This is a genomic window from Helicobacter turcicus (genome assembly GCF_019711685.1).
Lineage (GTDB): Bacteria > Campylobacterota > Campylobacteria > Campylobacterales > Helicobacteraceae > Helicobacter_D > Helicobacter_D turcicus.
Map to the genome: position 1 here is coordinate 54,919 of NZ_JAIGYQ010000007.1, position 26,670 is coordinate 81,588.

24 protein-coding genes, 1 tRNA gene and 1 pseudogene are annotated in these 26,670 nt (G+C 36.0%); 9 read left to right on the forward strand and 17 right to left on the reverse strand.

Annotation, left to right across the window (positions count from 1 at the left end):
- Nucleotides 1–62 precede the first annotated feature (62 nt).
- Nucleotides 63–1,055, reverse strand: coding sequence for a phosphoribosylformylglycinamidine cyclo-ligase (gene purM / locus K4G57_RS06130; protein ID WP_221532700.1), 993 nt, complete (start codon nt 1,053–1,055; stop codon nt 63–65).
- A gap of 147 nt (nt 1,056–1,202) precedes the next feature.
- On the opposite strand from purM, the gene K4G57_RS06135 reads away from it, so the two are divergent.
- Complete coding sequence (locus tag K4G57_RS06135) at nt 1,203–3,308, forward strand: RNA degradosome polyphosphate kinase (RefSeq protein WP_221532701.1); 2,106 nt, start codon at nt 1,203–1,205, stop codon at nt 3,306–3,308.
- A gap of 208 nt (nt 3,309–3,516) precedes the next feature.
- Here the strand turns inward: K4G57_RS06135 and hemB are convergent, their stop codons facing one another.
- The 5 genes from hemB to K4G57_RS06160 all read right to left on the reverse strand — a co-directional run bounded on the left by hemB (nt 3,517) and on the right by K4G57_RS06160 (nt 7,315).
- Entirely contained in the window at nt 3,517–4,488 is a 972-nt protein-coding gene (gene hemB, locus K4G57_RS06140) for a porphobilinogen synthase (protein ID WP_221532702.1), read from the reverse strand.
- A gap of 9 nt (nt 4,489–4,497) precedes the next feature.
- The gene (locus tag K4G57_RS06145) at nt 4,498–5,736 is read right to left on the reverse strand and encodes an ArsS family sensor histidine kinase (protein ID WP_221532703.1); all 1,239 of its coding nucleotides are present in this window, start codon (nt 5,734–5,736) and stop codon (nt 4,498–4,500) included.
- The gene (locus tag K4G57_RS06150; protein ID WP_221532704.1) at nt 5,729–6,412 is read right to left on the reverse strand and encodes a response regulator transcription factor; all 684 of its coding nucleotides are present in this window, start codon (nt 6,410–6,412) and stop codon (nt 5,729–5,731) included. Before K4G57_RS06150 ends, K4G57_RS06145 begins: the two co-directional genes overlap by 8 nt.
- Before the next feature lie 262 nt (nt 6,413–6,674).
- Complete coding sequence (locus K4G57_RS06155) at nt 6,675–7,076, reverse strand: CiaD-like domain-containing protein (protein ID WP_221532705.1); 402 nt, start codon at nt 7,074–7,076, stop codon at nt 6,675–6,677.
- The gene (locus K4G57_RS06160; protein ID WP_221532706.1) at nt 7,067–7,315 is read right to left on the reverse strand and encodes a tetratricopeptide repeat protein; all 249 of its coding nucleotides are present in this window, start codon (nt 7,313–7,315) and stop codon (nt 7,067–7,069) included. Before K4G57_RS06160 ends, K4G57_RS06155 begins: the two co-directional genes overlap by 10 nt.
- 130 nt (nt 7,316–7,445) lie before the next feature.
- Here K4G57_RS06160 and K4G57_RS06165 point away from each other — a divergent pair, with 130 nt between their 5' ends.
- Entirely contained in the window at nt 7,446–7,763 is a 318-nt protein-coding gene (locus K4G57_RS06165; protein ID WP_221532707.1) for a rhodanese-like domain-containing protein, read from the forward strand.
- 14 nt (nt 7,764–7,777) lie between these two features.
- Here K4G57_RS06165 and K4G57_RS06170 read toward each other — a convergent pair whose 3' ends face one another.
- Genes K4G57_RS06170 through K4G57_RS06190 form a run of 5 tightly spaced genes read right to left on the reverse strand, consistent with a single transcriptional unit; the run spans nt 7,778 to nt 12,032 of the window.
- Nucleotides 7,778–8,512: a methyltransferase domain-containing protein gene (locus tag K4G57_RS06170; RefSeq protein WP_221532708.1), complete on the reverse strand. Its 735-nt coding sequence runs from the start codon at nt 8,510–8,512 to the stop codon at nt 7,778–7,780.
- A complete protein-coding gene (locus K4G57_RS06175) occupies nt 8,512–9,168 on the reverse strand; it encodes a pimeloyl-ACP methyl esterase BioG family protein (protein ID WP_221532709.1) in 657 nt (218 codons plus the stop codon). Before K4G57_RS06175 ends, K4G57_RS06170 begins: the two co-directional genes overlap by 1 nt.
- Nucleotides 9,155–10,339 carry an aminotransferase class I/II-fold pyridoxal phosphate-dependent enzyme gene (locus K4G57_RS06180; protein WP_221532710.1) on the reverse strand — a complete coding sequence of 395 codons (1,185 nt, stop codon included), beginning with the start codon at nt 10,337–10,339 and terminating at the stop codon, nt 9,155–9,157. Before K4G57_RS06180 ends, K4G57_RS06175 begins: the two co-directional genes overlap by 14 nt.
- Nucleotides 10,339–11,481, reverse strand: coding sequence for a glutamine-hydrolyzing carbamoyl-phosphate synthase small subunit (carA, locus tag K4G57_RS06185; protein WP_221532711.1), 1,143 nt, complete (start codon nt 11,479–11,481; stop codon nt 10,339–10,341). The genes K4G57_RS06180 and carA overlap by 1 nt, the downstream gene beginning before the upstream one ends.
- Entirely contained in the window at nt 11,481–12,032 is a 552-nt protein-coding gene (locus tag K4G57_RS06190; RefSeq protein ID WP_221532712.1) for a DUF507 family protein, read from the reverse strand. Before K4G57_RS06190 ends, carA begins: the two co-directional genes overlap by 1 nt.
- 275 nt (nt 12,033–12,307) lie before the next feature.
- On the opposite strand from K4G57_RS06190, the gene K4G57_RS06195 reads away from it, so the two are divergent.
- Both K4G57_RS06195 and K4G57_RS06200 read left to right on the forward strand, forming a co-directional pair.
- A complete protein-coding gene (locus K4G57_RS06195; RefSeq protein WP_221532713.1) occupies nt 12,308–12,847 on the forward strand; it encodes a HyaD/HybD family hydrogenase maturation endopeptidase in 540 nt (179 codons plus the stop codon).
- Nucleotides 12,844–14,493 carry a protein hydE gene (locus tag K4G57_RS06200; RefSeq protein WP_221532714.1) on the forward strand — a complete coding sequence of 550 codons (1,650 nt, stop codon included), beginning with the start codon at nt 12,844–12,846 and terminating at the stop codon, nt 14,491–14,493. The genes K4G57_RS06195 and K4G57_RS06200 overlap by 4 nt, the downstream gene beginning before the upstream one ends.
- 17 nt (nt 14,494–14,510) lie before the next feature.
- On the opposite strand, the gene K4G57_RS06205 is transcribed toward K4G57_RS06200, so the two are convergent.
- Both K4G57_RS06205 and K4G57_RS06210 read right to left on the reverse strand, forming a co-directional pair.
- Nucleotides 14,511–15,290: a tRNA 2-thiocytidine biosynthesis TtcA family protein gene (locus K4G57_RS06205; RefSeq protein WP_221532715.1), complete on the reverse strand. Its 780-nt coding sequence runs from the start codon at nt 15,288–15,290 to the stop codon at nt 14,511–14,513.
- On the reverse strand, nt 15,290–16,654 hold the full coding sequence (locus K4G57_RS06210) for an MFS transporter (protein WP_221532716.1): 1,365 nt from the start codon (nt 16,652–16,654) through the stop codon (nt 15,290–15,292). Before K4G57_RS06210 ends, K4G57_RS06205 begins: the two co-directional genes overlap by 1 nt.
- 70 nt (nt 16,655–16,724) lie before the next feature.
- Between K4G57_RS06210 and K4G57_RS06215 the strand changes: the two genes are divergently transcribed.
- A complete protein-coding gene (locus tag K4G57_RS06215; RefSeq protein WP_221532717.1) occupies nt 16,725–17,345 on the forward strand; it encodes a non-canonical purine NTP pyrophosphatase in 621 nt (206 codons plus the stop codon).
- A gap of 69 nt (nt 17,346–17,414) precedes the next feature.
- On the opposite strand, the gene K4G57_RS06220 is transcribed toward K4G57_RS06215, so the two are convergent.
- A complete protein-coding gene (locus K4G57_RS06220; protein WP_346727947.1) occupies nt 17,415–17,762 on the reverse strand; it encodes a hypothetical protein in 348 nt (115 codons plus the stop codon).
- Nucleotides 17,763–17,822: 60 nt separating this feature from the next.
- Here K4G57_RS06220 and K4G57_RS06225 point away from each other — a divergent pair, with 60 nt between their 5' ends.
- From K4G57_RS06225 to K4G57_RS06235, 3 genes are read left to right on the forward strand one after another with little or no spacing between them, the layout of a single operon-like run.
- Entirely contained in the window at nt 17,823–18,806 is a 984-nt protein-coding gene (locus K4G57_RS06225; protein WP_221532718.1) for a methionine ABC transporter ATP-binding protein, read from the forward strand.
- A complete protein-coding gene (locus tag K4G57_RS06230; RefSeq protein ID WP_221532719.1) occupies nt 18,799–19,449 on the forward strand; it encodes a methionine ABC transporter permease in 651 nt (216 codons plus the stop codon). Before K4G57_RS06225 ends, K4G57_RS06230 begins: the two co-directional genes overlap by 8 nt.
- A 23-nt stretch (nt 19,450–19,472) precedes the next feature.
- Nucleotides 19,473–20,309 (forward strand): MetQ/NlpA family ABC transporter substrate-binding protein, encoded by an 837-nt coding sequence (locus K4G57_RS06235; protein WP_221532720.1) that lies wholly within the window; start codon nt 19,473–19,475, stop codon nt 20,307–20,309.
- 25 nt (nt 20,310–20,334) lie between these two features.
- Here K4G57_RS06235 and K4G57_RS06245 read toward each other — a convergent pair.
- From K4G57_RS06245 to K4G57_RS06255, 3 genes and pseudogenes are all read right to left on the reverse strand, one after another.
- Nucleotides 20,335–24,460 (reverse strand): annotated as a pseudogene (locus K4G57_RS06245) (Eco57I restriction-modification methylase domain-containing protein).
- Between the two features lie 63 nt (nt 24,461–24,523).
- Nucleotides 24,524–24,599: transfer RNA gene (locus K4G57_RS06250), tRNA-Phe, on the reverse strand.
- A gap of 46 nt (nt 24,600–24,645) precedes the next feature.
- Nucleotides 24,646–25,578 carry a hypothetical protein gene (locus K4G57_RS06255; protein ID WP_221532723.1) on the reverse strand — a complete coding sequence of 311 codons (933 nt, stop codon included), beginning with the start codon at nt 25,576–25,578 and terminating at the stop codon, nt 24,646–24,648.
- Nucleotides 25,579–25,694: 116 nt separating this feature from the next.
- Here K4G57_RS06255 and panC point away from each other — a divergent pair, with 116 nt between their 5' ends.
- Nucleotides 25,695–26,540 carry a pantoate--beta-alanine ligase gene (gene panC / locus K4G57_RS06260; protein ID WP_221532724.1) on the forward strand — a complete coding sequence of 282 codons (846 nt, stop codon included), beginning with the start codon at nt 25,695–25,697 and terminating at the stop codon, nt 26,538–26,540.
- Nucleotides 26,541–26,670 lie beyond the last annotated feature (130 nt).

Here is a 26,670-nt window from a genome sequence, read left to right on the forward strand (position 1 = left end):
GTATTTCTTAATTTCTCTTTATTTAATATTTTGAAATCGGATTATAGCAAAAAATCGTAATTTTACACAAACGCGACACTTTTTTTGCCATGTTCAAGTGTGCCTAAGATATAACCCTTAGATTCTTTAGCGACAAAATCTGCATCTTTAGAGTCTGTGATAAGCACCATTCCAACGCCCATATTAAAAGTTCTGTATCTCTCTGTATCTTGGATGTAATAACAGAGCATTTCAAAAATAGGCAATTGTTGAATGTTTTTTTCTATGATTTTTGCACATACGCCCTCTGGTAGCACACGCGGTAAATTCTCAATCAATCCGCCTCCTGTGATATGGGCTAGAGCTTTAATTTTGTTTTGGAGTTTTTTAAAGGTTTGGACATATATCCTTGTGGGCGTAAGTAACGTTTCAATGAGTGGTTTGCCCTCAAAGTTGGAATCTAAAGTGATATTGTGTTTTTTTAGGATTTTGCGCACTAAAGAATAGCCATTAGAATGGATTCCACTACTTGGAAGCGCAATTAGCACATCGCCTACATTTGTTTGAAAAGGGCGTTCTACAACAGCACGTTCTGCAACCCCTACTGCAAATCCTGCTAAATCAAAGTCCTTGTCCCTATACATTCCGGGCATTTCAGCACTCTCTCCACCAATTAAAGCGCATTGTGCCTCTAAACAACCTTTTGTGATTCCGCTAATAACTTGCAGTGCCACATTTCTATCAAGTTTTCCTGTGGCATAATAGTCTAGAAAAAACATTGGCGTAGCAAAGTTGCAGATTAAGTCATTAACACACATTGCAACAAGATCTATTCCAACAGAGTTTAGGATTCCGCTATCAATAGCGAGTTTTAGTTTTGTGCCAACGCCGTCAGTAGCGGCTAAAATTACAGGTTCTTTGTAACCACTAGGAAGTAAAAATGCGCCACTAAAAGAGCCAAGCCCACCTAACACATTTGGGGTAAAAGTCTGCTTCACAAGTCCTTTTAAATCCTCTACAAGAGCGTTCCCTTCAGCAATATTTACGCCAGAATCTTCATAATTTAGTTTATCCATCTTTAATCCCGCACAAATTTCTAGTGCAATAATACACAAAAGCAACTTAAAGCTTACAAATTCTAGTGATTCTGTAATTTTTCAAGGCAAATTTAACGCAATTCTCTATATAATGAAGCGAATCTACATTAAACACAAGGGGTTGAAATGTCACAAGCGACTTTAAATAAAGCTACTAATTTTATTAACCGCGAATTGTCTTGGTTGCGCTTTAATACGCGTGTTTTAAGTGAGGCGCAAGATTCTAATAATCCGCTTTTAGAGCGCCTTAAATTTATCGCAATTTATGGCACAAATCTAGATGAATTTTATATGGTTCGTGTTGCAGGATTAAAACGTCTTTATAGCGCATATATTACAGAGAGTGGTCCTGATAGGCTTACTCCAAAAGACCAGCTAGAGCAGATTAGAAGTTATTTAAAAGCTGAAAAAAAGTGCTTGGAGGCTTGTTATTTTGAGATTAAAGGAGAGCTTGGTAAGCTTGGGCTACACATTAAAACTTATGCACAAGGCAATAAGCAAGAAAAGCAAGAATTGCAGCAGTATTTTTTAAACCATCTTTATCCTATTGTCGTGCCAATTGCTGTGGATGCGACACACCCTTTTCCACACTTAAATAACCTTAGTTATGTTTTAGCATTAAAACTTCAAAATTTAGACAATCCTAGTGAAATTAAGTTTGGAATGACACGCATTTCAAGAATGCTTCCGGGTTTTGTGCGCTTAGGCGATACTTATTTTTACACCGATTCTATTGTGGCAGAATTTACAAATGAGCTGTTTCCGAGCTTCAAAGTGTTAAGTTGGACTGCATTTAGGGTTACAAGAAATGCAGATATGGAGATTGAAGAAGAAGAGGGTGATGATTTTATGGCTTTAATGACAGAGGGGCTAAAATCACGTCGAAAAGGAGAGATTATCCGCTTAGAAATTGGAAAAACTGATGATGAGGAGCTAAAAAACTTTATCACGCAATACATTCAAGTTACTCCAGAGGATATTTATGAATGTGAAGTGCCTATGAATTCTAATATTCTTTGGGAGATTGTGGGAAATAAAAATTTTGCAAAACTTACATTCCCAAATTATACTTCCAAGATTCTGCCCCCACTAGATTCTAATGCGAATATTTTTTCTGTGCTAGATAGTCAAGACATTTTAAGCTTTCAACCTTATGAGAGTTTTGACCCTGTGGTGAATTTTATCCAAAGTGCAGCAAAAGATCCCGATGTGTTTTCTATCCGTATGACTCTCTATCGTGTAGGTAAAAACTCGCCCATTGTAAAAGCACTTATTGAAGCAGCAGAAAATGGCAAACAAGTTACAGCATTAGTGGAATTAAAAGCAAGATTTGATGAAGAAAATAACTTGCATTGGGCTAGAGCATTGGAATCTGCTGGAGCGCATGTGATTTATGGTGTGCCCGGGCTTAAAGTACATGCAAAAATTGCTTTGGTGATTAAGAGCATAGGCAAGGAATTGCGCGAATATGTGCATTTAAGCACAGGAAATTACAATCCTAGCACAGCCAAAATTTATACAGATATTAGTTTTATGACCTCTAAGCGTGCATTTACGCAAGATGCTACAAAGTTCTTCCATAATCTCTCTGGATTTTCTCATAAATCTAAACTTAATGTGTTGCTTGCAGCACCTTTACAAATCAAATCAAAAATTTTAGATTTAATTGAGAATGAGGCAAAAATGGGGAGCGAAGGGCATATTGTCTTAAAAGCGAATTCTGTGGTGGATACCGATGTGATTTTAGCACTTTATAAAGCTTCTAATGCAGGCGTGAAGATTGATTTAATTGTGCGTGGAATTTGCTGTTTGCGACCGGGGATAAAAGGTGTGAGTGAGAATATTCGTGTGATTTCCATTGTTGGCAAATATTTAGAACACGCAAGGATTTATTATTTTAAACATGCAGAAGTGCCAATCTACTTTGCAAGTGCTGATTTAATGCCGCGAAACTTAGAGCGCCGTGTGGAATTAATGACACCTGTTTTTGATGATGAGTTAGCTAACAAACTCTTTAGAATCATAAAAATCCAAAGTGAGGACAATGCTAAAGCGCATGAATTATGTGCTGATGGAGAATACAAAAAACTTAACCCAAAGGAAAATGAAAAACTTATTAATAGCCAAAAAATGTTAGAGGAGCATACAAATACGCTCTATTCTTCATTAAAACAAGAAGAACGTGCGGTTAAAGCAAAAAAACTCGCAAATAGAATGTTTAAAGAAAGTTAAAATCTGTAAGAGACAAAAGACTAAAAGGGATTTCTTAAGAAAAAGTTTGAAATCCCTTTAGCTCCTGTAAAATCTATGATTTAGATTCTGTGTTATAAAATTAGTATGGAATCTATTTAAAATTTTGTATTATAAGTTTGTAATTGCAATTATCTATTTAGGGGTTTGTTTTAGATTCTAAATTTATGCAATAACAAATATTTTTACTTTAAACTTTAAGTAATTTTGCAATCTCTTTTGCATGGTAGGTGATGATAATATCCGCCCCAGCACGTTTGAAGCTTAATATCGTCTCCATTAATACGCGCTCATAATCAATTAGTCCAGCCTTTTGGGCAAGTTTTAACATTGCATATTCCCCACTAACATTATACACTGCTAGAGGAAGTAGGCTCTTCTCTCTAATATCACGCACTATATCAAGATAAGCAAGAGCGGGTTTTACCATTAAAATATCTGCCCCCTGTGCTTCATCTTCTAAGCTTTCTAATATAGCTTCTCTGCGGTTTGCTGGGTTTTGCTGATAGCTTTTTCTATCTCCAAAACTTGGTGTGCTTTGTGCGACATCACGAAAAGGTCCATAATAACCACTAGCAAATTTTGTAGAATAACTCATTAGCGGAATATGAGAGAATCCCGCATTATCTAAGGCTTGTCGCAAGGATAGAATCATTCCATCTAACATTCCGCTTGGGGCAATCAAGTCCGCACCGGCTTTTGCTAATATAAGTGCTTGTTTGTTTAAGATTTCTAGTGTTAAGTCATTATCCACACTTTGAAGTTTTGGGTTTAGGATTCCGCAATGTCCGTGGTCTGTGTATTCGCAAAAACATAAATCTACACAGAGTAGAAGATTCGGAAACTGCGCTTTAATTGCACGCAAGGCTTGAGCAATAATTCCTTGTTCGCTTAATGCTTCAGAACCCACACTATCTTTGAGAGATGGAATTCCAAAAAGCATTACTGCATTAATACCTAGCAATTCTAGTTCAGCACATTCCTTTAGTGCATTATCAATGCTAAGTTGATATACATCTGGCATGCTTGCAATGGAGTTTTTGATATTTTTTCCATGGACGATAAAAAGAGGGTAAATCAAATCTTGGGTGCGCACGTTGTTTTCTTCAACGAGGTTACGTACAATGCTATTTAGTCTAACTCTTCGCAAACGTTTAAACATAAGATTCCTTTATTTTAGATTTTGGGCAAGCACACCCTTTATAGTAAAAATATTCACATCATTGCTATGTGTGTAATCAATGGCTAAGCCCTGCGATTCTAGTGTGCTTTTTACAATATATATTCCAAGCCCAAGCCCACCATTTTTATTGGATTTTGTATCTTTAAAAAATGGTTTAGAGTGGTCTTTGAGTGTGTAGGGCAAGGGAGCACCAAAGTTTAGAATCTCTAAATCACTCCCTTTAATACGTAATTCTACTTTGCCTCTGCTTTTGTATTTTAGTGCATTATCTAGCAGGTTTTTTACAGCTAAAGTTAGCATTTCAAAATCACAATGTAAAACATAATTTTCACTAGGCAAGATAAAAAACTCTTGGATTTGTGTTTCATCTAAAAGTAGCATTGTAAAAGCCTGATGTAAAATGTCCTTTAACGTATAATTTTGCTTATTTGGACAATAATTGCGTGAGCTAAGCTCTTCAATTTTAGCAAATTCGTTAATTAAAGAATTTAAGCGGTCAAACACACTACACAAACGTTCTTTATACACAGAATTCTCAATCATTTCTGCTGTAATTCTACCCTTTGTAATAGGCGTCTTTAGTTCGTGCATAATGGCGCGCAAAAACAAATGACGCGATTGATTAAGTGCATTAATTTTTTCTACCGCATTTTCAAATTCGCGTGAGAGTTCGCCGATTTCATCATTTTGGTTAATTTTGCAATTAATATTTGTCTGCCCATTAGCAAATTTTTTAATCTCCTTGCGTAGGGTTTTAAGGGGTAAGATACTCTTAATCACAAGGACAAATAAAAAGATAACAACCAAAAATGCAAAAAATGTGATGAGGTAGTAGTTAAAGAGTTTGTTTTTATGCAAATCACCATAGAGCTTCCATTCTGTTGGGGTTTGGAGGAATAAATACACACCATTTTCTTGCTTGATAATTTTGGCAATGATTCCGCTTGTTAAGTTTGGAGTTAGATGATTTTCAAACTTTTCTAGCACATTTTCGTCTTGGATTTGCCATAGTCCTAGCTCATAGAGGTATTTTTCAATCAAATCCACATTACCTCCAAAGCGCACAAGTTGGTTTATTGTAGCTAAAAATTGATTATATTTTAGTTGGTTTTCTAGGTTTTCTTTATGAATCTCTTCGCGGATAAAATAGTAAGAAAATGCACTTAATCCGATGATTGCCACGACAAATAAAATGGAAATTTTGACAATAATGGAGTTTTTAATCATTTTTTAATTGTAGTTTATAGCCAATTCCACGCACAGAGAATATAAATTTCTTGCCATTTTTTTCAATTTTGGAGCGCAAACGTCCAATAATGACATCAATGCTTTTATTGCTAGAATCTGGATTAATAGAATCTGCATGTGTTGCAATAGAGTCACGCGTTAATGCTTGATTTACATTTTCTAGCATAAAGCATAGAATTTCATACTCGGCTTTGGTTAGTTCAAGAAGCTCGCCATTTAAATAGATTTCTCTACTCCCTTTCTCAAGGCGAAAAGGAAGAATAGAGATTTCTGTATTATCTAGGTTTTTTGTTAAGTTATATCTACGAAGGACACTATGAATTCTTGCGATGAGTTCTTTAGGATCATAGGGTTTTGGAATATAATCATCAGCACCATATTCTAGCCCTAAGACTCTATCATCTATATCGTGTCTTGCAGAAGAGATTATTATTGGGATACGCTTTTCTTTCGCGACCTTCTTGCAAACTTCCAGCCCATCTAAGTTTGGGAGTGTTAGATCTAAAAGAAGGAGGTCAAAATGCCGAGTGCTTATTGCACTCATACCAGTATATGGTTCATCATAATTTGTTACATTAATATCATGAGCTTTCAAGTATTCACTAAGAATGGTCGCAAGCTCTAAATCGTCTTCTATCATTAACACTTCTAGCATGGTATCTTCCTAACAAAAAGGAGGATTGGGTATTTTAGGGGGTTAAATAAAAATCTAGGAAAATACCTGCTAGAAAAAATAATATTTTCAAAGAACCTACTCACACTAAGTGTCCTTAAACAAAGGAGGAGTGGATGAAATACATTTCCTAAAAGGAAAACCAAACCTAACTTTGCGTTAAGCTTGTCTCTCAACTCATCCCGTTGAGATGGCGAAATTATAAACACAAATAGTAAATCAAAAGTAAATAAATAAAATTTATTCATTTTTTATTCTTTTTTTCATCAATAATGGCTAGAGTGTATTCTAAAAAGTTTAGAACCATATCAACCTTGCTTTCTATATTGCGGTTATTTGGCGATTGTAAGCCTTCAAATAGCACGAGGATTCTCTCTTGTAGAGCGTTTAAAAATTTCTCCTCTTCTAAATAATGCTTACTTAGCAACGCTTTTAGCTCTTCTGTATTTTTGAATTCTAGCTTCTCAATTTTGCGTGTGTAAGGGCTTTGTGTGTCTATACTTTTGTCATTTTGTTTGGAGGGAAGTACATCTAAAAGCGCATCCCGTTCTAGTGCTTGGGATTCAAAAGCGGGTTTGGAATCCGACGATTCCGCGTTTGTATCGATCTCGGCTAAGGTTTGTAAAATCGCTTCTTTTAATTCCATAATTGCAATAACCACCTTTCAAATTCGTTAAACTCAACACTGCTATCCATCTGAATAAATAAGCTTAGCATGTCTTCGTTAGCTTTTCCGTAGTTTTTGCGGTTGCTAACTAGGCGTTTTAGCGCAATTTTGGCTTCTGTATTGCTGGGGTCTTCTTCTAAAATTGCTTTATAAATCTCCGCAGCCTCGTGGCGATGCCCTTGAATTTCATAAATACTAGCAAGTGTTAGGGTTTTCATAACGCACCTTTTAAAGCGGATATTCTAGCATAATTTTTGGTGTTGTGGCATTTTTGGAATCTTAAAGAGTTATTTTGTTGATAGGGATTATACTTTCTTAAGTAAAATGCAAAAGTAATCAAGGAGAATGATGCAATATTATGGGAAAAATCATCAAAGCTTAGCCCAAGCAATTTTTAAAGAGGATTTACCAAAGGTTATTGGCACACAAGAGTGGGTGATTGTGGATATTAGAATGCCGCTAGATTTTATGGATGGACATTTAAAAGGAGCGGTAAATATCACAACACAAGAAGAGTTGCAAACCCTTTTAAACAACAATGCAGACAAAAAGATTTTATTGAATTGTTATAGTGGGCATACGGTTTCTTTATTAGGAAGTGATTTAGTCAATAGCGGCTATACAAATGTATATTTTTTAGATGAAGAAATCAGTCGTTGTTTGTGAGGATTCTGTAAAATTTAGTATTTTTTAGCGCAAACAAAAAGTGTGTGGTAAGTAAGAACGTTTTGGAATCTTTTTTCATAAAGATTTAAATGTGCTTTTGTAAGTGCAAAATGGCTTTTTAGTGCATTAACTCCGGTGTTTTTGAGGTGCTTAAATACGTTTAGCGGATTCTCAAACTGCAAATTCTGCACACACTCAAAGGAATCCAAAATCTTACAATCGCATAAAAGCTCCGAGTAATCTTGTAAGTCTAAATAATCAAGGCTTAGGTTAAATAGAGTTTTTAGTTCTTTGAAATTACTTTTTCCAAAAGTGCTAAACAATAAGATTCCACCTTTTTTTAATTTCTTGCTTAAAAAAGGGAGTAAGGTGTGCTGGTTGCCCCATTGTAATGCTGCATTTGATAGGATACAATCAAAGCGCAAAGCATTAGGCAAAATGGAGTCTAAGTGCTCAAAATCCCCCTGTATGAAGGTAATATTGGAATCTACAAATGCGCTAGAAAAATCCACCAAATCAATGGCGTAATAACTCTCAAACAAATAGGACTTTATAATGGCTTTGCTAAAATCTCCATTGCCACAACCTAGCTCTAAGAGAGTCCCTAAGCTATTATTTATGCGGATTGAAACATGCTCTTTTAGAAGTTTTAGTAGGGTTTCTTGCATTGCATATTGGATTGTGGCGTTTTTTTTATAGGTGATTTTGGAATTGTAAAATCGCCTTTTGATGCAGTCTTTTTGGAGCATTAAAGGTTCCAATCAAAAAAGGCAAAATGTGGTGCATTAATTGGAATTGTTTTTGTGTTTGTGCTTTGCCAAAAGGCATTTTGAGCTTGTGGGCTAAAGATTAAATCCCTCAAAGATACAACAGCAAAATCCCAAGAAATAGGCACTAAAAGTGTGCTATGTGTTGCACAAGATTCCATAAAAAATGCAAGCTCGGCACACAAGGTGTTGGAATCTAAAAAGACAAAATTGTGTGCTTTATCCAAGTGTTCGCTAAAAAGATTGCTTTTAAAATGCTTTAGTGCTAAATCTCCATTTGTAGCAAAATGCTTGTATGTGCGCCTAAATAGTGCTGGTGGGATTCCATAGTCTTTTTGGATTCCATATTCTGTGCCATTAATGGCGATTATTTTATGGGGTTTAAAAGCATAGGTATTTAGAAAAATGCGCGCAACAAAAACTCCCATAGAAAAGGCGATAAGTGTAATTTTGGAATCTTTTGGTAAGGAATGTAATGTTTCTAAAAGAGGGTTGAAATCTAAATGTGCGTAATGGTGCAAAACTAGGGCATCGCAATGTTTTGGGATAAAGGGTAAAAAGTGGCTAGGGTGTGCGCCAAAACCTCCAAAAAAAAGTATGATTTCTTTTTTGTTATTCAAGGCTTTAAAGAGTTGCATTAGAAATCTTTTTTAAAACTACACAAAGTGCTTCTAGCTGTTCTTCTTGCATATTTGCACAAAGCGAGAAGCGAAGCAAGGCTTTATTTTTTTGGACGGTTGGGGATTTTATCGCAGGGGCAAAGTAGCCTTCTTTATTAAGTGTTTTTGCAAAATGCACAGCTTTTAGATTTTCTCCTAAAACTAGACTAATGATATTATAATCTCCTAAAATTTCATAGTCTAACTCCTTTTGTAAAAGCGTCTTAAAATGTCGGCTTAAATGTGCTAAATGTGTTCTTTGTAGTTCTAGTTTAGGAAGCTCTAGAAAGGCAAAGAGGGTACGTGCTATATTAATAGGTGGTAGGGCAGTAGAGTAGATAAGGGAGCGCGCTGTATTAATAAAATATTCTTTGAATACTCTATGGCATAGCACACAAGCACCCACTGAAGAGAGAGCTTTTCCAAAGGTTAGCACAAGAAAATCTATTTTTTCTAGTAAGTTTAAATGCGCACAAAGTCCTAGTCCATTTTCTCCAAAACCTCCAATACTATGGGCTTCATCAATATACAAATACACATTGTTAAATTTTTCCTTTAGCGCAACAAGTTCCCGCAAAGGCGTAAAATCACCCTCCATACTAAAAAGTCCCTCACTTAAAATCACAATAGAATCATAGTGCTGCGCATTTTCCTCTAATAAGTATTTGAGTGCTTCCATATTATTGTGGGTATAACGTTTTAAGTTTGGCTTTTTAAAGCCCTTTAATCCGTCAATATGGCTTGCGTGGATAGATTTGTCTGCAATAAATAATGTATTTAACGCACTTAATGCGCCTAGAACACCTATATTTGCGTGATAGCCACTATTAAAAAGTAGGGCTTCTTTGCCAAAGAGTGTTTTTAAATGCACTTCTAGTAAATTATAAATTTCAAAGTTTCCACTAAGTAGACGTGAAGAGGAGGCACTAAAGTGGCAGTGGTCTTTAAAGAGTGCGGAATCCAAGAAGCGGATATTAAAGTCTGTATTATTAGAGAGTCCTAAATAATCATTGCTTGCAAAATTTAAAAGTGTGGAATCTTGAGTGGTGAGCGTTAAACCATTGTGTTTTTGCGGAGTTAGGGTGCGATAGTTGGAATCTTTTTTTAAAGATTCCAAATGTGCTAAAGCTTGGGAATGTAGAGATTGCATTATTTTGCGCTGTCTAAGAGCTTTGAGAATTCCTTAAAAAGCGCACTTGATTCAAGTGGTCCAGGTCCTGCTTCTGGGTGATGTTGAAAAGAACAAATGAGTGCATTTTTGTAGCGCACACCCTCAATAGTGTTGTCAAAAAGATTGCGGTGTGTAATTTCCGCGATTTCTACAATGGATTCTGGTATAGAATAGTTGTGGTTTTGAGCAGTGATTTCTACTTGATTAGTAAGCAGATTTTTTACAGGATGATTGCCGCCATGATGTCCAAATTTTAGCTTATAAGTAGGGTAGCCTTGCGCTAGAGATAAAAGTTGATGTCCTAGACAAATAGCAAAGAGTGGAATTTTAGCTTCAATTAAGGCTTTAATACTTGCAATTTCTTGAGTTAAAACTTGAGGGTCCCCTGGTCCATTGGATAAAAAGATGCCATTAAATTCCCCTGCTTTAAAACGTTGAATTAAATCTTGCGCATCAAAGTTATGCGGAACCACTTCTACGTTAAATCCTGCACTTACAAGCTGGTTTAAAATGCTACGTTTGATTCCAAAGTCAATAGCAATGATTTTTTGGTGCGTGTTAGGTGAGGCATAATCCATTATCGTAAAGTCAAAATTTCCTGTTGAATGTTTATAGGGTGCTTTTGTGCTTACTTCTTTAATATGGTTTATTTCCTCAATCTTTGGACTTTTTTCTAAAATTGCTTTTAAATCTTCTTTATTTGTAATTTCAGTGGAGGCTACCATCATCATTGCCCCCTCTTGGCGGAGCGTTGTTGTTAAAAAGCGCGTATCAATCCCGCAAATTCCCATTGCGCCTTGTTTTTTTAGAAATGTGCTTAAACTTTCTGTGGCGCGGAAGTTTGAAAAGTTTTCATTGTAATGGCGACATAGAATCCCTTTTGCAAAGACTCCACGACTCTCCATATCTTTAGGGTTTGTTCCTACGATTCCAATTTCTGGCATTGTAAAGCATACAAATTGCCCCGCGTAGCTTGGGTCTGTGGTGATTTCTTGATAACCTGTAAGAGAGGTGTTAAACACAAGCTCACCCACGCTTGTAGTTTCTGTGCCAAAACTTTTTGCTTTAAAAAACATTCCATTTGCTAGGTAAATACAAGCATCTTTTAGGGGAGATTGCATTATAGAAATCCTTTCTTTTTAAGCTCTTCTTGGTAGAGTTTGTCAAAAATTAAATCATACTCTTCACTTCCAAAGATAATTTTGCGTTTATAGTTTGCAATGCGCTCTTGCACAACATCTTCAATCTCGCTATACACTTTTGAATAGCTATTGATTGCTTTAAAAATTACATTAACAATACGCGTTTCAGAAGTGGCAGAATCAATTAAATCCTCTTCAAAAAGCTCGTTTAAAATTTTGTGCGCAAGGTTGTTGTAGCGGTCTTCAAAGTTTAAAATAAAATTCTCATTCTCGGCGAGTTTTTTCTTGATACGCCAAAAAAGTTGGTGTTCATCAGCCTGCATAAATTCAATTTCATCAAGATTTTCTTCTAATAAATCCCTAGCTTTTTCTTCAATGCGCATTTCCTCTTGAGTGTCTTGGGAGATGTATTTTTCCGCAACTTGCGCAATGCTTTCAAGTCCGTGTAAAATACTTACAAAGCCACAATTAGAAAGGTCTAGAGCGATTTTATTTCCGATGTAAGGTGCGTGTGCAAGTTTAAATTTCATAGCGTGCCTTTGTGTAAATATTTTGATAAATTTTTGTGCTATTGTAGCGTTTTGTGTCTTAAAGAATCACTTTTTAGTGCATTTAAGATTTTTGAGAAGTTTTAGAAAATGTTTAGTGTTTCTAACAGCCTTAGTGTTTTAGTTTTGAAAATAAAATTAGCAAAATTCAAGGCAAAGCCTCATAAAAGATTTTTAACCCTAGTTTGTCCTTTAATTTTTTACGAGTTTTTGCTAAAATCCGCAACCAAACTTAGTTATTTGCAATAAGGTTTCTTTTGAAAATTCTCATTTTAGGTATTGGCAACATTCTCTTTGGTGATGAAGGCATTGGTGTGCATTTGTCTAATCTTTTAAAGCTTAATTACAAATTTAGCGGAGAGCATTCTGTGGATATTGTGGATGGGGGGACAATGGCGCAACATCTTATCCCTATTATCTCGCAATACGATTCTGTATTGATTATAGATTCTATTGATGCAAATGAAGCAAAAATCGGTGATGTGTATTTTTTTGATTTTAGTGCAATTCCAAATTCTATCACTTGGGCAGGAAGTGCGCACGAAGTGGAGATGTTACAGACCTTGCGTATGGTAGAACTGTTAGGCGATTTACCTCCAACTAAGATTTTAGGAATCAAGCCTTTTATTATCGGAGAAGATCCCACTTTTAACTTAACACAAGAAGTTTTGCAAGGAGCTAAGCTTATGGAATTGCAAGCTATTAAGTATTTAGAAACACTAGGCGTAATTGTAGAACAAAGAGATAATCAAGATTTACAAGAAATTGCACGATTCTCTTATAGGGGTTATGCATGATATTTGCAAACTTTATTTTTGAAAATATTGCAAACTTTAAAAACGCAAACCTTGTGAAAGATTTTTTTATAAAAACCCTATATGCAGCTCTTAAAAGCAAACAGCTTCAAGGACAATGTGTGCAAACCTCTAAGGATTCCTTTAGCCTTGAGGTGCAAGGCACACAAGAGGAGATTCTAACCTTTAGTAAAAACTTAGAACACTCTATCCCTTTGTCTTTACAATGGGCATTTAAAGAGCTTGTGCTAATAGAATCTTTTAGCACACAGGGGATTATTCCTTGTCATGTTGCAAAAGGCAATTTTTTAACCCCTTTAGAATTACAGAATCTCACCTGTAAAAATTCTAAAGATTTTTGTAATTTGTGGGCAGATTTTGTTTATTACACGCAAGAGAAAATCACCTTTTTGCATAAAGGAGAGAAATTAGAGATTAAAGATTCTAAAACTTTGCAACAAGTTTTGCAAAAAAGTGCGCAAACTTTGAAAAATGGTGAGCGCATTTTTCTAAAAACTATTTTTGGTAAATACGAAGTTGCTCCACTTGATGAAAAGCGTCCAATCCAACTCCCGAGTGATTTTACTTTTATGCCCTTTTCATTAGAAAATACAAAATTGATTTTTAAGGTAGAGGAGTGGGATTTACAAGCTCTAGCTACACTAGAAAAACCCAAGATTACTCTAAGTCCAAAAAGCATTTTTGCAGAGTTTTTTTCTAGTGCGTTTGTCAATGTGATTCTTCCCTTTGAACCCTATTTGGTGCTTTTGGGGAAGTTTTTAGAAGAGTATCAAGGTCTCTATCTTCTGCCCTTACAAGAAAAGCTAGAGAATGGAATCTGTGAGTTTGTAGAATCTAGCACATCACCCTTGCATATTAGTGTTGCAAAAAATGGGCTCACTCTTGCATATAATTTTAGCCCCTCTGCGCCCAATGCAAATTTACATGCCCTTAAAAGCACAATTACAAACAATGCACTAGTGCGCACAAATGCAGTTTATTTAGGCAGAGAAGACACACGCTTTTTAGTGTATTTTGATACGCGTTTTAAAGAAGCCTTAGAATTTCGCTTTGAGGCAAATTTAGGCGTGATTATCGCCACTTTAGAAACTCTAAATAAGACTACACAAAGCTTACTTAGGAACTTTACAAAAGAAAATGAAGCCTTAATCACGCATTTAAAATCTTTGCCTAAAGATTCCATGTTTTCTAAGAATTTGCTAGATTTATTAGGGCTGGCTGGAATTTTGCTAGATTTAGGCGATACAAAAGACTTAAAAGAATCTTGTGCAAAAGTGTTACTAAATGCCGCTAACTTTATGGGACAAAAGGGACCTCGCATTGACTTTCGCCTAGAACGTGATAGTGAGGGCAAAATTTCTCTTAATACACTTCAAACCTTACGTTCTATAATGAGCTTTAAACTTGCAGGAGTAGAGATTCCACTACTTTGCTTTGGAATATTAGATTCCTTAGCGGAGTTTTTTGCCAATCTTAGTCGTGATATGAATGAAAACTACCAAACACAAGGCATTGTGATTTGCGGAGAGATATTTTTAAACAAACAATTTTTGAATCAATTCTTGCATTATCTCCCTAACACTTCAGAAGTTTTTGCCTGTGAAGTAATGGAGTTTAAAGGCTGTTAATAGGAGAAATTAAAAAATTAATCCTGTTTGTCTAAATACCTTGTATCAAACAAACTGCTTAGATGCACATTGCTTAAGGCAACTTTTAAAGAAGTGAAAAAGCTCGGATTTGCTTCTTCTAATTCCTTTAGCATTTGCTTAGTTTTCTCCCTTGCAAAGGGACGTTTATCGTCCTTTTGCCACATTATTGGGCAGTTGCAATCTGGAGCAATGTAAATGTTATTTTTAGCAATAAAGTCAATGATTTGCCGCTCACGGACGAAAATCAAAGGGCGAATCACAAAAAGCCCATTTTCTGCCTTGTAGATGGGTGGCATAGAACGCAATGCTCCATTATAAGTTAGATTCATCATAAAGCTCTCTGCTGCATCGTCTAAATGATGTGCTAGGGCTAGTTTATTATATCCCCCCTCTAGTGCTTTTGTGTAGAGTGCGCCTCTGCGCATACGAGAGCAGAAGCTACAATACATACTTCCCTCTCTTTTGTTTTCCTCTAAGATTTTATAAATATCTGTGCGATAGAGTTCGTAGGGGATTCCATGTTTTTCGCAATACTCAAAGATATACGCATACTCTCCCCCGCGACCATAATCCACGGTTAAAGCTTTAAATTCAAAATCAAAAGGAGCGTATTTTTTAAGTCTTGCAAGTAAAGTGGCTAACAAAATGGAATCCTTCCCTCCGCTTAAACCTAAAAGCACCTTATCGCCTTCTTTAATCAAGCCTAATTGCGCATTGGTTTGTCCTGTGATTTTTAGAATCTTTTTGCTAATTTCTATCGCCTGCTCCTTTGCCATTATTCTCCTTTGATAAAATGCTGTGCTAAATGCGTGTCAATAAATTCCAAAATCTCATCTTCATCAATGATATGCTTGTCGTATTTAATCACCACCACACGTTCACTTTCATTGATATACCATTCCAAGATCCCGCTAAGTTGTGCCAAAGGTTCTAAGGAAGCATTTGTCGTGGAGTTTGTAAGCGACAAATACAAATTCTTTTGCATTGCTGGATTTGCTAAAAATCCAAAGATTAAAATCCATACAAAGGATGCAATCACTACAAAAATCACAATGGATAAAATGCTAAAAAACTCATACAAATGTCCGCCTAAAAGCGCTCCAAAGAATGAGCCTAAATAGCCAAAAGTTGTAAAAACTCCCATTGCGCTACCCTTTTGATAGGCTTTGCAATAGCGACTTGCAAGGCTTTGCATAATAGGTTCATGGATAGAGAATCCCACAAAAAACACAAGCACACCGAAGATAAATACTGCCCTACTTTGACTAAGCATTAGCAAATACGACAACACGAAAAATAGGATTCCAACAACCATTACGCTTTTAAACTTACCCTTTTTCTCTGCTAAAATTGCCGCTGGAATCATTGCAAAAAATCCTAGCAAACTTGCTGGAATATACACTTGCCACAAATCTTCTTTAGGCATATCAAAGCCCTTGACAAGAGCAATTGGAATCACTAAAAGTGCTAAAGTCATAAAGCCTTTTTGTAAGAAATTTGTAAGATTCATAATTTGTAGGTTTTTATTTTTCAAAATCACGCCGTATTCGCTACTTTTATGCATAAAGCTATAAGTAATCTTTGGCGCATTAGGCACAAAGGTAAAAAGTAGCACTAGGCTTGCAACCGCTAAAAAAGTGGTAATCCAAAACAAGCTTGACACACCAAAATTTGCCGCTAAAATTGGACCTAAAATAAGTGCGGCTGTAAAGCTTAGTGAAATTGTTGCACCCATAAATGCCATGGCTTTTGTGCGATTCTCTTCTTTGACCAAATCCGCAATCATTGCGCTAATCACACCACCAATAGCACCAGCACCCTGCAACAATCGTCCTAAAATTAGCATATAAATATCTTGACTCAAAGCGCAAACCAAAGACCCTAGTGCAAAAATCACAAGTCCAATGGCAATTATGCTTTTACGTCCAAATTTATCGCTTAAAAATCCAAAGGGAATCTGAAAAAGCACCTGCGTTAGTGCATATCCGCCCATTGCAATCCCCACCAAAATAGGGCTAGATCCCGGAAGCGATAACGTATAGAGCGAGAGGATAGGCATTACAATAAATAATCCAAAAAAGCGTGAGCCTAATATTAAACTTAGTGGCAAACTTTGTTTCATTAAAGACTCTTTTGCCATTCTTAAAATCCTTTTGCTAAAATTCCAAAACCGCAATTTTAACGAATAAAAACTTATACAAGGTAACAATATGCGCTTAATTTTAGCAACTTCTAATCAAGATAAAGTCAGAGAAATCAAGGAGATTTATAGCTCTTTGTGCGAGGAATTAAATTTAGAGATTCTATCTTATGATACGCTTATTACTCCTTTTGAGATTGTGGAAAATGGAGAGAGCTTTAAAGAGAATGCACTTATTAAATCTAAAGCAGTTTTTGATACTCTAAAGCAACAAGGAATCCTAAGACAAGAGGACATTATACTAAGTGATGATAGTGGAATCTGTGTGGATGCATTAGATGGCAAACCCGGAATCCATAGCGCAAGATATAGTGGGGGCAATGCAAGAGATAACTTAAATTTACTCTCTTTAGAAGTTTCAAAACTTCCTAACCAAACTTCAAATGCGCATTATTGCGCGTGTATTGGAATCTCTAGTGCGCAAGGACATTTTAGTGCGCATGGATTTATGTATGGGAGTGTGATTAGCACACCTAGAGGAAGCAATGGCTTTGGCTATGACCCAATGTTTATTCCGCAAGGTTTTAATAAAACTTTAGCTGAACTTAGCAGTAAGGAGAAAAACACAATTTCACACCGCAGACATGCTCTAGTGCTTGCAAGCTACATTTTGCGCGCCTTGAGGGCTTAGCTTAATTACAAAATCCACATAAAAACATTTCGCATAAGCTGACGCTAGATTAAAGCCCTTGTTTGGAATCTAGTCTCCTCCTAAGAGTGTGCCTTGTATGTTACGTTGCAATTCTTGTGCTTGTTGTAGGAGTTTTTGTTGCTCACTAAGCTCTTTTGTCGTTGTAGTTTTTTGTGTGTTTTGTGGCACATTTTGGGCTTGTGTTTTGCTCTTGTCTTTAATGGAATCTTGAAGCCCCATTTTTACAAAAGTATCCTCATAGTTTTTGCCACCTTTTTTAATGCGAATATACACTTGCCCACTTGCTTGGTCATACAAATAAGTATCGTCCATATCGCTAAACATCACCCAAGGTTGTGCATTTAAACTCGCACCACACAGCAACAAACTAAAAATTTTAGATAAGATTTTACGCACTAGAAGCCTTTAATTTCTTTTTTGATAGAATTGCGGAATTTTATCAAACTTAGGAATAAAATGGATTTAATCACAATAAAAAACCTTCATAAGAGTTTTGGAACTACGGAGGTTTTAAAAGATATTAATCTAAATATCAAAAAAGGCTCTATTTTTGGGCTTGTGGGGCATAGTGGTGCTGGTAAAAGCACTTTGCTCCGCACTTTTAATGGATTAGAATCCATAAATAGTGGCTCTATTAACATTGATGGCTTAGAAGTTTCTAAGCTTAGCCCAAACGTTTTGCGCACCCTTCGTCAAAGAATTGGAATGATTTTTCAACATTTTTCTTTATTGCACCGCAAAAACGTATGGGAGAATATCATACTTCCTTTGCAATGCGCAAATATCAAAGTAGATAACAAAAAAATCAAGAATCTTTTAGAACTTGTAGGTTTAGAGGATAAAGCAAATTCTTATCCTAACGCACTAAGTGGCGGACAAAAACAACGTGTAGCAATTGCTAGAGCATTAGCAATGCAACCTATGCTTTTACTAAGTGATGAAGCCACAAGCGCACTAGACCCTAACATTACAGGGGCGATTTTAGAATTGTTAAAAAATATCAATAAGGAATTAGGCGTTACTATTGTGCTTGTAACCCATGAAATGGAAGTGGTAAAAACCCTCTGTGGAGAAGCTGCATTTATGCAACAAGGAGAAGTGTTAAAAAGTGGTGCAATAGAGGATTTATTTTTATCTCCAGATCCAAAAATGCGTGAGTTTCTAGGGGAGAATGAAATTTTGCCAAAGAATGGACTAAATATTCGCATTTATTTTCCAAAATGTATTGCGCAAAATCCTATCATTACGCAAATGGCAAGGGTGTTGGATATGGATTTTAACATTGTGTGGGGAAATTTAGAATCCTTTAATGGTGTCGCACTTGGTGTGCTTGTGATTAATATTGCACAATCCCATAAAGAACGCGTTTGTAATTATCTAGATGCACAAGGTGCGATTTGGGAGATTGTCGCACAAAAATCGGAGAAACCCAATGAATAGCAAGATTTTTTATTTACTTTTAGAAGCGACATTGGATACTTTGTATATGAGTGTGATTGCTACAACAATTGCCACAATCTTAGCAATTGTTCCTAGTGTTTTGCTTGTGCTTTGTGCGCCAAATGGACTCTCGCCAAATCCTCTTATTTTTAGGGTGCTAGATAGTATTACAAACACTTTACGTTCTTTTCCTTTTTTGATTTTAATGGTTGTTTTGTTTCCTTTAACGCAAATTATTGTAGGCAAAAGCATTGGAGCAACAGCGGCAATTGTGCCTTTAAGCATTGGTGCTGCACCCTTTATTGTGCGCATCATTGAAAATGCGCTTAAAGAAGTGGATAGAGGCGTGATTGAGGCAGCCCTTAGCTTTGGGGCAACACATTTACAAATTATTTTTCGTGTTATGCTTGTTGAGGCATTACCAAGCATAATAAGTGGAATCACTCTAGCATTAATTTTAGTTGTTGGTTTTAGCGCAATGGCTGGTGCAGTAGGTGGTGGAGGGCTTGGAGATATTGCCATTAAATATGGCTATTATCGTTTTCAAAGTGATATTATGTTATACACCGTTTTGATTTTAATTTTCTTAGTGCAGATTATCCAAAGTCTTGGAGATTTTCTATACAGGAAGTTAAAACATTAATTTTTTTTCAAAAAAGGGAGAATATGTCTAAAGCAGCAGTATTTAGTAAATTGACATTTGGAGCATTGCTTCTAGCCGCAGTTTTTAGCGGTTGTGATTCTAAAACAGAATCTAACAAAAGCGCAGCGACAAATACGCAAAGTGTAGAAAAAGTTATCGTAGGTGCTACTCCAGAACCCCATGCGGTGATTTTAGAGCAAATTAAACCACTTTTAGCAAAAGATAGTGTAACGCTTGAAATCAAAGAATTTACAGATTATGTAACACCAAATAAATCCTTAGATGATGGCTCACTTAATGCGAACTTTTTCCAACACAAGCCTTATTTGGATTCCTTTAACAAAGAGCATAAGACAAATTTAGTGAGTGTAGCTGGAATCCATATTGAACCTATGGGCGTGTATTCTAAAAGCATTAAGAGTTTAGAAGAGTTAAAAGCGGGGGATTTAATTTCTATTCCAAATGACCCAAGTAATGGTGCGCGCGCTCTTAGAATCTTAGAAAAAAATGGGTTAATCAAACTAAAAGATGGTGTTGAGCTTGCTAGTGTGCAAGATATTGTAGAAAATCCAAAGGGGCTAGAGTTCAAAGAAATAGATGCTCCGCAACTCGCACGTGCTTTAGGCGATGTTAGCGCATCTGTGATTAATACAAACTTCGCATTACTTGCAGGGCTTAATCCCCTAAATGATGCAATTGCCATTGAAGATAAGGATTCTCCTTATGTAAATATCCTTGCTGTAAAAGCAGGTAATGAGAATAACCCAACTATCCAAAAACTTATCAAAGCACTCCAAAGTGAGGAAGTTAGAAAGTTTATTATGGACCATTACAAAGGTGCGATTCTTCCAAGCTTCTAAGCTTAGTCTCCCTTATGGAGGCTTTTTACTCCCATAAACTCTTTAGCAATGCAATAGTGTGGGGTTGTTTGCTATTTAAAACCTTAAAAGATTCTAAAAGATAAAAAAACTCTTCTTTTTCTAGTTTATACACATCACGTGCGATTGTTATGTCAAGTTTAGCGCGCAAAGTATCATAGGCTTTAGGTGTGGTTGGAATCTCTTTTTGTGGAATCTTAAATTCCTCTTGCAAATCTTTAAAATGCCCCTCTTTGTCGTTATAGCATTGCAAAGCTAGGGCATTATGCGCGATTTGTTTAAAGGTCGCATTCTCTAAAATTTCAGAATCGCTAGGTTGAGGTAGGGGGATTCGCTCTAGGTAAGTCTTACTTACATTGATTTGTATCATTCCTCTTGCGATAAAATCCACTATCAAAGCATTAAAAATCCCTAAGGCAAAGCAGATTCTTAAATGACTTATTTTTTGATAAGCAATTTGCTTATTTTCTAAAATATATTTTTTGGGAATATGTTGCCACATATTTTCACCACAACCCACCATTTTCGGCAAAAGTGAAAAAATGAGAGTGCGCTCATTGGTATCACTTGCAATTTTTCTGTAACCTAATCTTATAAATTTTCTGTCGTATTTGATAAAGGAATCTTCTGCCACCTCTTTGCGCATTTTGGGATATATAGATTTTAAAAGCTCTTTATATTCTTTATTATCCAGTCCTAAGTCTTGCTTTAGCCGATAGATTTCCTTGCTTCTTAGCCTCTCATCAAAAGCCTTAGGGTCTAAAAAATATTGCGCTTCTTTAAAACTTGCATTAAATTGGTGTATCATTTTGCCCTCATAGAGTGGATAGAGTTCCCCCCCCCCCCCTGTTAAAAGCATTAGACAATTCTATAAACAAATCTTTATCTTGTGTCATATGTAGTTCATTTCTAAAATCAAGCCATTTTAAATCAAGTGGGGCAAAAGCACCATAGCATTTAGCTAAAATCTCTAAATCTTTTTTGTCGCGCATTTCTTGGAGGGCTAGTTGATTTGGGCTTAGACGTTTAATCTCTTTTAGGGTAGTTGGGATAATGTTTGCTTTATCATACACTTCTTCAATGTTTGTTTTATAAAACATTGTTTTTATTGTGTGTGGTTTGGCTGAGAGGCACTCCTTTTGTTTGTTGAGCCTCTGTTTTTCATGTTGAGGCGAAGCCGAAACATCTCTTTGGCTTTGGGCATTTACCACTTGCATTAAAGCAAATTTGTAGCTTCTATGCACATCTTTAAAAATTCCCTTATTGTTTTCAAAACTATAAAAATACATCAGGCTTTTGTTTTCTAAAATTTCTTTTCTTAATGTGTAGCTTCCCTCTTCAAGCATTAGCGCACTTGGAAGCACATAGTTTAAGGAGGCATTTGCGCTCAAAAGGCTTAAATTCCGCTCTACAAAAAAGCGAAAAAGATTCCCATCGCCACTGCCTGCATTTAGCGGAAAATGCGCTTTGTAATATTCATTTTGCTTGGTTATAAAGGCTTTTGTTGCTGCATATTCTTTTTGAATATAGGCTTTAGCTAGAAGATTTTCTTGCACTTCCTTTTTGCCACTATTGCTTAGAGTGCGGTAGTTGCTTATAAATTGTGGAAAAAAGTCGCTATCACTAAATTTTGTCTTATCCCATGGCGGATTGCCTATGATGGCTTGGAATCCGATGAAACGAATGCCGTTGTGCCCAGCCTCTGTTTTGCCTGTTGAATTCCCCCCTTTTTGGTGCAAAAGGTCGTATTGAGGGCTTTTGCCCGAACTATCTCTTTTGGAAGCGTTAAGAGATTCTTCGGCTAAAGCCTCAGAATGACAAGGGGAAGGTTCAGAATAACAAGAACTCCCCGTAATCTCTGGGAACTCTATCTCATAGTTAAAAAAGCGGAATTCTTTAGCATAAGCTTGGATTGCTTCTTTTAGAGGCAAATATTCTTTTTCTTCGCTTAAGTTTTCTATATTATCACTTTGTGTGAGCGTTTTTAGAAGTTGCAATTCTTGATTATTCATAAAGCTTTTAGCACTTAGCATATTTAAATACAAATTGAGTTTAGAGAGTGTTGGAGTAATCTCCTCTTTATAGAGCCTTTTGCTTTCTTTTATATCTGCTTCTGTGGTGTCTTTGATAGAATCTAATTTATTAAAGACTTCTCCTAGGGCTTGAAACTCTTCTAAAAAGCTAGAAATAAACAGATTGCCCCCTTGCTTTTTTTGCAAATCATTAAAATACTTTTTAAATTCTCCTATGCTCGTGCCAATTAGGGCATTACCGCATTTGATGTGGTGTTCTAAAAAGCTTAGAGGTGTGCCAAAAATAAAGCTATCTATCCAAAGTGAAAGCTTCGTAAGCTCTATGCTAAAGGGGTTTAAATCCACTCCAAAAATCACGCGCTTTAGCAAAAGCCGCTTTAAAATATCGCTTTCATCGGCTTCATAGCCTTTGATAAAGGCGCAAATATTACTTTGCACGGCTTGTTTTTCTTCCTCATACACCTTTTTAAGCGCAGGAAAAGCATCAAAATCCTCTTGAATAATTTGCGTGATTTGGTTTAAGGCTTCTACTAGGAAATGTCCGCTTCCACAGGCATTATCTAAGATTTTAAAATGCAAAATATTGCTAGAATCTAGCTTGTCTTTAAGGGCGTTTTTTACTAGGAATTTTGTAATAGAATCTGGTGTATAAAAACTTGCGGTGCTTTTGCGTGAATTGCTCGTGTTTTTGAGATAGATTTGTCCCTTTTTGTAGGTGTCTTGGCGGTGGATTATGGAATCTTTAGCTATTTTTGCATAATCATAGCTATCAAAATAGCCCTCAATGGATTCTAGTTTGCCCTTTTTTGGTGCATATACGAGGTAGAAAATCTCTTCTTCAGCAATGGCAAAAAAGTAAGAAAGCAACCCCTCATAAATCGTGCCAAGATGCGCCACGTTTAAAGTGCGGTAATCGCGTCTAAAGAATGTTTGCGTATCTGTGTCTTTAAAATTAAATAAAGAATCTAAAATAAAATATAAAGTTGCATCGTTAAAGATTTTGGGTGCTTTAAGCAGTGGGGCGTTATTCTCATCAAAAAGTCCGCCATTAAAGATTGGCATATCTAAGTTGGGATTCCCCTCATTATAGATTCTAAAAATACTTTCAAGCTCGTTTAAGCCGACATAACTTTGGGTTAAATCGTCCTCTTGACTTTTAAGCCTCTCAAGCAAAGCATAAAGGCTAATGCGCTTTTTAAAACTTGAATGCCTTGAGAGAATCGCGTCAAATTTATCCTCAAAATAGGCGATGAAAAGGAGGCGAAAGATAAAATAAAGCGAGGATTGGTACACATCTTCAAGTTTTGCATTAGGATTTTTGTCATAAATGCAAGAGCCGATTTTCTCAAACAAAGAATCCTTGCCATTAATCCCATAAATGAGCGATTGTAAGTCGTCTTCTATGGCGATTTTGGCTTGGTTATTTTTGTTAAGAATGTCTGTGATTGTAGTTTGGGATTGCGTATTTTGCGTGAAGTTGTTTGCGTGAAAAATGTGATAAAAATAGTTAAAGCCCTGCGCGTCATTAGATTCTATAAGTGCTTCAAGATTGATTTCATAAAAGACTTTTTGACTGCTGAGTTTAGAATTATCATAAAAGCGCCAAATCCTGCCATTTGTAAGGAATCCAAAGTCAAGCTTAAGATTGCTTAAATAACGTAAAAGCTGAAAATGCGGATTGTCTTTGATTTTTTTATTATCCACTTCTACATTGTAGGCTTTGGATTCTAAAATTACTGATATGTGCGCATTGCTTGCTTGTCGCTGCTCTTTTGGGATATTTTGATAAGCTTTTTTAGAATCCAAATTGCTAAAAAGCAAGAAGTCGGGCTTTTCTAACTTGCCTTGAATGATTTTTTCATCTTGTCTAATGCTGTGCCAACCTAGAATTCCTAAGACTTTAGCGATAAAATCATCTTCAAATTGATGTTCGTTTTGCTTTTGGAATGTGGCTTTATTATAAAGGGATTGTATGGATTCTAAGACGTTTTGCGCTTGTGTTTGATGGTTTGTAAAATCATAAATTTTAGGAAAATCCACTGCTAGAGTGTAGGTGGTGAAGAGGTTGTTGTTAAGAAACTTAAAATTTTCAAATTGCATATTTACCCTAATTAAAGTTATTTGTGCTTTTTATTGGCTAATTACAAGGGAGATTAGAATAAGTGGTGGCTCGAGGCGGAATCGAACCACCGACACGGAGATTTTCAGTCTCCTGCTCTACCGACTGAGCTATCGAGCCTTTTAAAAAAGAGTCGCAATTATAGCATTTAACATTTAATAAAAACTTAAGAACTAGAGCCAAGCTTACGTAATAGGTAAATCGCATTACCCTTTGTGTTGCGAAATGCTTTGAGATTTTCATATCCATAAAATAGCGCAAGTTTAAAAAATCCCTCTAGGTTATAATCTTTTGTTTTCTCCACAAAAATCATTCCCCCACCCTCTAGTTTTTTGTGTAAAGATAAAAAGTTTTTTTTCTCGCAATTCTCATCTCTAGCCTTGCTTACTTGCGCACTATTTAAATGTTCTTTGCTAATGTTTGAAAACCACATTTTTAATAAATGTTTTTCAAAATAGGCTTCTGGGTCAAACGTATAGGGCGCATAATATGCCATTTTAACCTTTCTTCCATTTAGCATCGCATCTAAGGCACTTTCGTTATCAAAAAAGTTTGGCACATAATAATGCAAAATTAAAATTTTCATTGGATCAACATTAGATAGCACTGCCTTATATGTGCGCAAGACAAGCTCTTTTACATCAAAATATTGAGGAGTAGAGATTGCATTATTTATAACTTGGGGCATTTTTAATGTTTCAGATACTAAACGTTTAATCCATAAATTTAAAGAATCTCTAGGCGCAGAATCTAAAAATGTTCTAATGCTCATCACTTCATCGTAAGTTTTGGAATCTAAAAAGCATTTCACGCCACAATCTGGGAAGTTTCGTGTAATTTTAATTTCGGCTAAGCGATTTCTAATCCCAGCAAAACTTGGATAAAAAAACTCTGATTCAAAATTGATTTTAATCAGCGGATTATCATCGTATATTAGGCATTTGCGCTCATTAATGGCTGCTTCAAAGGCAAAATTTCCCATTGACATATAAGGCACTAGAATATATTCTCCCTCATGCGTTTGCGACAAAATCACCTTTTCATAAATGCTTAGATAATCCGCATCTGAAACTTCTACTAAGTCTTTTAACCCCTGCATGCAACCCCTTATTGCTTTTGATACATTTTAGCATATTTTATGCAAAGTTTTATTCATTTTTTAACTTTATGTGCGCATAATTCCCGCCTTTATTGCAAATACCAAAAAGGAATCGTATGCAAGTCCTATGCACCACAAAAGAGTTGCGCCATCACATTGCAAACTTTAAGGCTAAAAATCCGAATAAAACTATTGGTTTAGTCCCCACAATGGGAGCATTACATAACGGACATTTATCTCTTATTACACAAAGCAAGGAGCAGTGTGATTATACAATTGTGTCCATTTTTGTTAATCCTACACAATTTGCCCCCAATGAAGACTTTGATAAATATCCTAGAAAACAAGAGGCAGATTTAAATATTTGTCAAAAAGCGGACGTGGATATTGTCTTTATGCCTGAAATTGCGCAAATGTATCCATTAGATTCCACCTTACAAACTACTTTTAATGCTCCAAAAAATATGGCAAATGTGTTAGAGGGTAAAACACGTCCGGGACATTTTGATGGTGTGCTACAAGTCGTGCTAAAACTCTTTAATCTCACACAGCCTACAAAAGCATTTTTTGGGCAAAAGGATGCACAGCAACTCTTAATTATTCAAAAAATGGTAGAGGATTTGTTTTTGCCTGTTACCATTGTGCCTTGTCCAATCATTCGCACACAAGATGGGTTAGCACTAAGCTCACGTAATGCGTATTTAAGTGAAAATGGCAAAAGAGAAGCCCTTAAGATCTCTAGCGCATTAAATGCTATCACAAAAGCAATTATGCAGGGCATAAAGGATTCTAAAAGCCTAGAGAGAATCGCTTTAGAAGTGCTAGAAGGCACAGAAGTAGAGTATTTAGCAATCGTAGATAGAGAACTAGAAGCACTTCAGAGCATTAAAAAGGATTCCACTTTAGTGCTAATTGTTGCGCGCATAGAGGGTGTGCGATTATTGGATAATCTATGGTTTTAATAGAATCCAACCCCTAACCCCTAAAACTTCTTCTTATTCACATCTCCTAAAATATCATCAGCAATCTTATTAACTTGTGTAGAAATGGCATTTGTATGGTTTGCAACATTAACATTATCTTGTGTTACAG

Bases quoted from the DNA above. Each gene is read 5' to 3' on its own strand.
- K4G57_RS06175 (WP_221532709.1), bottom strand. From the start codon at position 9,168: ATGCAACTCTTTAAAGCCTTGAATAACAAAAAAGAAATCATACTTTTT.
- panC (WP_221532724.1), top strand. From the start codon at position 25,695: ATGCAAGTCCTATGCACCACAAAAGAGTTGCGCCATCACATTGCAAAC.
- hemB (WP_221532702.1), bottom strand. From the start codon at position 4,488: ATGTTTAAACGTTTGCGAAGAGTTAGACTAAATAGCATTGTACGTAAC.
- K4G57_RS06155 (WP_221532705.1), bottom strand. From the start codon at position 7,076: ATGGAATTAAAAGAAGCGATTTTACAAACCTTAGCCGAGATCGATACA.
- carA (WP_221532711.1), bottom strand. From the start codon at position 11,481: ATGCAATCTCCCCTAAAAGATGCTTGTATTTACCTAGCAAATGGAATG.
- K4G57_RS06170 (WP_221532708.1), bottom strand. From the start codon at position 8,512: ATGCTCCAAAAAGACTGCATCAAAAGGCGATTTTACAATTCCAAAATC.
- K4G57_RS06225 (WP_221532718.1), top strand. From the start codon at position 17,823: ATGGATTTAATCACAATAAAAAACCTTCATAAGAGTTTTGGAACTACG.
- K4G57_RS06190 (WP_221532712.1), bottom strand. From the start codon at position 12,032: ATGAAATTTAAACTTGCACACGCACCTTACATCGGAAATAAAATCGCT.
- K4G57_RS06230 (WP_221532719.1), top strand. From the start codon at position 18,799: ATGAATAGCAAGATTTTTTATTTACTTTTAGAAGCGACATTGGATACT.
- K4G57_RS06180 (WP_221532710.1), bottom strand. From the start codon at position 10,339: ATGCAATCTCTACATTCCCAAGCTTTAGCACATTTGGAATCTTTAAAA.
- K4G57_RS06160 (WP_221532706.1), bottom strand. From the start codon at position 7,315: ATGAAAACCCTAACACTTGCTAGTATTTATGAAATTCAAGGGCATCGC.
- K4G57_RS06205 (WP_221532715.1), bottom strand. From the start codon at position 15,290: ATGGCAAAGGAGCAGGCGATAGAAATTAGCAAAAAGATTCTAAAAATC.
- K4G57_RS06215 (WP_221532717.1), top strand. From the start codon at position 16,725: ATGCGCTTAATTTTAGCAACTTCTAATCAAGATAAAGTCAGAGAAATC.
- K4G57_RS06200 (WP_221532714.1), top strand. From the start codon at position 12,844: ATGATATTTGCAAACTTTATTTTTGAAAATATTGCAAACTTTAAAAAC.
- K4G57_RS06165 (WP_221532707.1), top strand. From the start codon at position 7,446: ATGCAATATTATGGGAAAAATCATCAAAGCTTAGCCCAAGCAATTTTT.
- purM (WP_221532700.1), bottom strand. From the start codon at position 1,055: ATGGATAAACTAAATTATGAAGATTCTGGCGTAAATATTGCTGAAGGG.
- K4G57_RS06255 (WP_221532723.1), bottom strand. From the start codon at position 25,578: ATGCAGGGGTTAAAAGACTTAGTAGAAGTTTCAGATGCGGATTATCTA.
- K4G57_RS06135 (WP_221532701.1), top strand. From the start codon at position 1,203: ATGTCACAAGCGACTTTAAATAAAGCTACTAATTTTATTAACCGCGAA.
- K4G57_RS06145 (WP_221532703.1), bottom strand. From the start codon at position 5,736: ATGATTAAAAACTCCATTATTGTCAAAATTTCCATTTTATTTGTCGTG.
- K4G57_RS06210 (WP_221532716.1), bottom strand. From the start codon at position 16,654: ATGGCAAAAGAGTCTTTAATGAAACAAAGTTTGCCACTAAGTTTAATA.
- K4G57_RS06150 (WP_221532704.1), bottom strand. From the start codon at position 6,412: ATGCTAGAAGTGTTAATGATAGAAGACGATTTAGAGCTTGCGACCATT.
- K4G57_RS06235 (WP_221532720.1), top strand. From the start codon at position 19,473: ATGTCTAAAGCAGCAGTATTTAGTAAATTGACATTTGGAGCATTGCTT.